This window comes from Stenotrophomonas sp. A3_2, from assembly GCF_036624925.1.
Taxonomy (GTDB): domain Bacteria; phylum Pseudomonadota; class Gammaproteobacteria; order Xanthomonadales; family Xanthomonadaceae; genus Stenotrophomonas; species Stenotrophomonas hibiscicola.
Window position 1 is genome coordinate 1 of sequence record NZ_JAZKVY010000062.1, and the last position, 304, is coordinate 304.

1 pseudogene is annotated in these 304 nt (G+C 67.4%); it reads left to right on the plus strand.

What is annotated here, in order from left to right:
• Positions 1-304, plus strand: a pseudogene (locus R5H29_RS01075) (hypothetical protein); the annotation flags it as partial.

Genomic DNA, 304 nt, shown 5'->3' on the forward strand with positions numbered 1-304 from the left:
TGACGCCGTGTTCTGGTCCCCCCGCTACGACGCGCCGGACGCCGCGGTGCGCGGCAGCGACATCGTGTTCGCCGGCTACGGCGTGGTGGCGCCGGAATACAAGTGGAACGACTACGCCGGCCTCGACGTCCGCGGCAAAACCGTCGTCGTGCTGATCAACGACCCCGGCAATGAGGACCCGATGGCCGACCCCGCCTTCTTCAAGGGGAAGGCGATGACCTATTACGGCCGCTGGACCTACAAATACGAGGAAGCGGCCCGCCAGGGCGCCGCCGCCGTGCTCATCGTGCACGAAACACTCCCC